Annotated in this window: 3 protein-coding genes and 1 pseudogene; all 4 read left to right on the top strand. The window is 71.8% G+C overall.

The window, feature by feature from the left end; all coding sequences use genetic code 11:
- Positions 1-289: pseudogene (locus DTB53_RS25820) on the top strand (hypothetical protein); the annotation flags it as partial.
- 197 nt (positions 290-486) lie between these two features.
- Positions 487-1,725 (top strand): glycosyltransferase family 2 protein, encoded by a 1,239-nt coding sequence (locus DTB53_RS25815; RefSeq protein WP_012380996.1) that lies wholly within the window; start codon positions 487-489, stop codon positions 1,723-1,725.
- A 182-nt stretch (positions 1,726-1,907) separates the two neighbouring features.
- Positions 1,908-4,676 (top strand): CDP-glycerol glycerophosphotransferase family protein, encoded by a 2,769-nt coding sequence (locus DTB53_RS25810; protein ID WP_003969210.1) that lies wholly within the window; start codon positions 1,908-1,910, stop codon positions 4,674-4,676.
- Between the two features lie 172 nt (positions 4,677-4,848).
- Positions 4,849-5,831, top strand: a 983-nt coding sequence (gene proB / locus DTB53_RS25805; protein WP_256656856.1) for a glutamate 5-kinase, incomplete at its 3' end; no start/stop codon positions are given.

Here is a 5,831-nt window from a genome sequence, read left to right as displayed (position 1 = left end):
GCTGAAGACCTACCTCCTGGGGCCGGACGAGCCGACCTCCATGGAGCAGTTCAACGCCGCTGTACGGGCCCTGGCGGCCAAGGCCGAGGCCCGCAACCTGGGCGTGGCCCAGCGGCTCGGCGACCGGTCCGTGGCGGTGCCGGACGAGGAGGCCGTCACCAGCGGCGTCGGGTCCGGCGATCCGCAGGCGGTGGCCGAGGCCGACGCCGCGGCGGACCCGGACGCACCGGAGGCCGAGTCGGTGGAGGCCCGGACAGCCCTCGCGGAGGGATCCTCGCCGTTGCGCTGAGCGACGTACCGGCGCGTGGGTGACACGCTGCCGGGCACCGCACAGCTGATCGAACTGGCCGAAAATCGGGCAACCCCGATCACGACCCGTACGTCTCTCCTCGGGGGAGGGAGGTACGGGTCGTTCGGTATGCGCATGAGCAAAAGGTGCAGAGTCGGGCGATAAATCTTATTTCGTGATCAAATCGACAGGTGTACATGGTCGACATGCCCAGGAAGAACGACGAGCCCGATGTCAGTGTGATCATCGGAGCCTATGACGCGATGCCCTACCTGGTCCGGTGCCTGGAGTCCGTCGAGGCGCAGACCATCGGCGCGGACCGCATGGAGATCGTCGCCGTCGACGACGGCTCCACCGACGGCACCGGCGCCTGCCTGGAGGAGTTCGCCGCCCGGACCGCGATCCCCATGAGAGTCGTCCGGCAGGCGAATTCCGGCGGGCCCAGCGGCCCGCGCAACCGGGGCCTCGGCCTCGCCCGCGGCCGGTACGTCTTCTTCCTCGACGCGGACGACTACTTCGGCGAGGAGGCCCTGGAGCGCATGGTCGCCATGGGGGACCGGGCCGGCACGGACGTGGTGCTCGGGAAGATCGTCGGCGTCAATCGCGGCGCCGCGAAATCGATGTGGAAGGAGACCGTCGAACGCGCCGACCTGTACTCCTCCAACGTCAAGTTCACGTTGAGCGCGCAGAAACTGTTCCGGCGCGACCTCCTCGTACGCCTCGGCATGGCCTTCGACGAGAAGCTGAAGACCGGCGAGGACGCCCTCTTCACGATGGAGGCGTACATCCGCGGCAACGGGATCTCCGTCGTCGCCGACTACACCTGCTACTACCTGGTGGGCCGCGAGGACCGCAACCAGATGACCAAGAAGGGCGGCTACCGGCGCCGCTTCGACTCCGCCCGCGCCCTCATGGGGCTCATCGCCCGGTACGTGCCCCCCGGCCCCCGCCGCGACGTCCTGATGGTGCGGCCCTTCGTCATCACGCTGCTGCCCCAGTTCGGCCCCGGACTGCTGAAGCAGACACCCGAGGTCCGTGAGCGGAAGATGGCGCTCGCCGCCCCGCTGATGAAGGCGTACTGGACCCCGGAGCTCGGCCGTAACCTCAAGGTCGACGAACGGCTGCGGCTCATGTGCCTCGCCGAGGGCCGGCTCGATCTGCTCCTGGACATCGTCGCCTTCCTGCGCGCCGGGGAGGAGCCCGAACTGGTCCGCCGGGGGAACCCGCCCCGCCTCCACCTCGCCTACCCGCACTTCGGGGAGGGCTCCGTGCTCCCCGACCGGGCCTACCGGGTGACCATCACGGAATGGGTCGGCGGCCGGCGGATCGAGGCGCCCCGGGACGGGCCGCGCCCCTCCCTCGCCCGGCGGGTGGTCCGAAGGACCCGCCGGGCGCTGCTCGGCGTCGTGCGCGCCCCCCGCGCCCACCGCGCCTGACCGGACGGCCCCGGGGGTCCGGAACCCCTTCGCCCGCCCCGGCGGCGACCGGGGCGGTTCGTCCTGTGAGAGGTGTCACGTCATACTGTGGAGCAACCATGAGACGGTTGGAGACGTCTCATTAACGCCCCGTCCTCCAGGGGTTCATCATCTGCACGTCCCCCCGGAAAGGCCCTCCACCCGTGGCGTCCCTCGAAGCGATTCCCGACGAGCTCAGCCGGCTCATGAAGTACTTCCCGGAGACTCCGGTCGAGGAGCGCCCCGAATTCCACCGGGCGGCCAAGGACTTCCTGGCCCGTGCCGCCCCCAAGGTCGTACGCCAGTTCTCCCCGATGGCCCGGGTCAAGTGGCACCTGGCGGCCAGTGGCCGCGGTGACGAGCTGGTGGACCTGCTGCACTACGAGCGCGAGAACCCGGGAGCCTTCTCCGTCCGCGGTCTGCGGCGCGCCCGCATCGAACTGCCCGGCGTCGAGAGCTCCTCGCTCCCCTCCTCGGTGCGCAACTTCAACCGCAGCGAACTCCCCGTACGCGGCAAGCTCCTCGACCTCGCCTGGGAGGACGGCAAGCTCCTCGTCAAGGGCTACGCCTACATCCCCAACGTCCCCTCGGCCACCGGCAAGCGCTCGCTGCGCGTCGCCGTGCTCCGCCGCCAGGGCAGCCGCTCCACCCTCCCGCTGCGGATCCGCACCGTCCTGGAACCCCGCGCCACCGCCGAGGCCAAGGGCGCCCTGCACGCCTACGACTGGTCCGGCTTCGAGATCGGCATCGACCCGTCCCGGCTGCGCGTACGCGGCCAGTGGCAGCCCGGCACCTGGCGCCTGGGCATCGGCATCCCGCGCCCCGGCGGCATGTCCGTGGGCAGCGTCACCAAGAACAACGCGGGCGCGTCCGGCCACAGCTACACCCGGGTCCTGGACGACGGCGTCCGCCTCGTCGCCGGCTTCGACCGCAACCGGCTCAAACTCTCCGTGGACGTCGTCCCGGCCGAGATCATCGCCCAGGAGGCCGACGCCGAGGCCCTCACCGTCACCCTGCGCTCCCGCGTCACCACCCCCGCGGGCAAGTACCCCACCGCCCTGCGCATCGACCACGAGCCGAGCGGCTTCGCCACCGACCTCCCGCTCCAGCAGGGCGAGACCGGCGCCGACGGCTGGCTCCGCCACACCGCCCGCCTCGCCTTCGCGGACCTCCCCGTCGACGGCGTACGCCCCGGCAAGGCCGTCAAGTACCGCGCGCAGATCGTCTTCGCCGACGGCACCACCCGCCGCGCCACCAACGGAGCGCAGTCCGTCACCGGAGTCCACCCGCTGCCCGAGGGACGCGAGTTCGCGATCCTCACCGACGGCGCCGGGAACTTCACCCCCCAGCTCCGCACGGTCCAGCCGCTCGTCGACAGCGTCGAGTGGACCGCCGACGGCGAACTGGTCCTCTCCGGCGTCTACACCGGCCCCGCCGAGCAGATGAAGATGGTCCTGCGCCACACCGGCCGCAACGAGGACCGCCCGCTGCCCGTCGAGTTCGCCGACGGCCGCTTCACCGCCCGGCTGCGCCCGGACACCATGCCCACCTACGAGGGCACCGTGCCGCTGCGCGCCGGCCGCTGGATGCCGCGCCTGCGCCTGCGCACCGAGTGGGACCACACCCGCGACCTCCCCGTCACGATCCGCCCCGACCTCGTGAACACGCTGCCGCTGGCCCACCGCGGCGAGCGCCGCACGTACACCGTCGAGCGGCTCGACTTCGACCGGATCTTCGTGGAGTCCGGACCGGTCCTCGACCCGGAGCTGCGCGGCGCCTACCGCCAGCGGCTGATGCGCGACGTCTACACCCCCGAGCAGCGCAAGCTCCCGCTGCGCGAGGCCGTGCTCTACAACAGCTTCGGCGGCAAGCAGTTCTCCGACTCGCCCCGCGCGGTCTACGAGGAGCTCAAGCGCCGCGGCACCGAGGTCGAGCACATCGCGATGGTCCACGACCAGCAGGTCGTCCTGCCGCCCGGCGTCCGGGGCGTCGAGTGGGGCAGCAAGGAGTGGTACGAGGCGCTGGCCCGCAGCCGGTACGTCGTCACCAACGGCGGCATCCGCGAGTGGTTCGTCCGCCGCGAGGGCCAGGTCGTCGTCCAGACCTGGCACGGCACCCCGCTCAAGCGGATCGGCGCCGACCTCCTCGGCACTCCGAAGGCGAACCTGGCCTACATCGCGAGCCTCCCGCAGCGCTCGCGCCAGTACAGCCTGTTCATCACGCCGAACGCCTTCACCACCCCGATCATGACCAACTCCTTCCGCCTCCAGTGCGAGGTCCTGGAGGCGGGCTACCCGCGCAACGACGTCTTCCACGCCCCCGACCGCGTCAAGCGCGCCGCGGCCGTGCGGGAGAAGCTCGGCATCCCCGCGGGCAAGAAGGTCGTCCTGTACGCACCCACCTGGCGCGACGACCAGCGCTACGGCGGCCGCCGCTTCAAGCTGGACAACCAGATCGACGTCGAGGCCGCGAAGCGCGAGCTCGGCGACGACCACGTGCTGCTCTACCGCAAGCACCACAAGGTCCTGGACTCCATCCCCGGCGCCGGACAGGGCTTCGTCTACGACGTCACGTACTACCCGGACATCGCCGACCTCTACCTGATCGCCGACGTGCTGATCACCGACTACTCCTCGGTGCTGTTCGACTTCGCGCACTCCGGGCGGCCGATGCTGTTCTTCACGTACGACCTGGAGCACTACCGCGACACCCTGCGCGGCTTCTACTTCGACTTCACCTCCCGCGCCCCCGGACCGCTGATCAAGACCTCCGAGGACCTGGTCTCCGCGATCCGCAACATCGACGCGGTGAGCGAGGAGTACAAGGAGAAGTACGCCCAGTTCCGGGTCGACTTCTGCGAGCCCTCCGACGGCCGCGCCGCCGCCCGGGTCGTGGACCGGATGCTCGCCGTCAAGGACGAGCAGAAGGGTTGAGCCCGCCGCGGCCGTCCCCGCCGCCCGTCCCGCACCCCGTTCACCCGACGCCCCCGGCGTCCACCGAGCGGAACGGGCGGGCGGCGGGGACGGCCGCTCGCGTACTGTGCTGTGCCGGGGCGGCACACGGGCCCCACGTCGGACACCGGGGCGATCCAGAGCGAGGAAGCACGTGGCAGAGCAGAGGCCGTCGGGCCGCGAGCCGGCGGTGACCGGCGCCCGCAGGGTCGTCGTCAAGGTCGGCTCCTCCTCGCTCACCACCGCATCCGGCGGCCTCGACGCCGACCGCGTCGACGCCCTCGTCGACGTCCTGGCCAAGGTCAGGGACGGCGGCGAACGCGAGGTCGTCCTCGTCTCCAGCGGAGCCATCGCCGCCGGACTCGCCCCGCTCGGCCTCGTCCGCCGGCCCAAGGACCTCGCCCGGCAGCAGGCCGCCGCCAGCGTCGGCCAGGGCCTCCTGGTGGCCCGCTACACCGCCTCCTTCGCCCGCTACGGCGTCCGCGTCGGCCAAGTGCTCCTCACCGCCGACGACACCAGCCGCCGCGGCCACTACCGCAACGCCTACAGCACCCTGGACAAGCTCCTGGAGATGGGCGCCGTCCCCGTCGTCAACGAGAACGACACCGTCGCCACCGACGAGATCCGCTTCGGCGACAACGACCGGCTCGCCGCCCTCGTCGCCCACCTCGTCCACGCCGACCTGCTCGTCCTGCTCTCCGACGTGGACGGCCTCTACGACGGACCGCCCGGCACCCCCGGCGCCGCCCGGATCGCCGAGGTCACCGGCCCCGACGACCTGACCGGCGTCACCATCGGCAGCGCCGGCAAGGCCGGCGTCGGCACCGGCGGCATGGTCACCAAGGTCGAGGCCGCCCGCATCGCCACCGCCGCCGGCATCCCCGTCGTCCTCACCTCCGCCAGCCGCGTCGCCGACGCGCTCGCGGGCCGCGACACCGGAACCTACTTCCACCCCACCGGACGCCGCTCCGCCGACCGGCTCCTGTGGCTGGCCCACGCCTCCACCCCACAGGGCGCGCTCACCCTCGACGACGGCGCCGTACGGGCCGTGGTGGAGCGGCGCACCTCCCTGCTGCCCGCCGGAATCTCCGCCGTCGAGGGCGAGTTCAGCGCCGGCGACCCGGTCGAGCTGCGCGA

Source organism: Streptomyces griseus, from assembly GCF_900460065.1.
Classification (GTDB): Bacteria; Actinomycetota; Actinomycetes; order Streptomycetales; family Streptomycetaceae; genus Streptomyces; species Streptomyces griseus.
This window is presented reverse-complemented; position numbering and strand designations above follow the sequence as displayed.

Excerpts from the sequence above, each read along its gene's own strand:
- DTB53_RS25815 (WP_012380996.1), top strand. The coding sequence starts at position 487 with ATGGTCGACATGCCCAGGAAGAACGACGAGCCCGATGTCAGTGTGATC.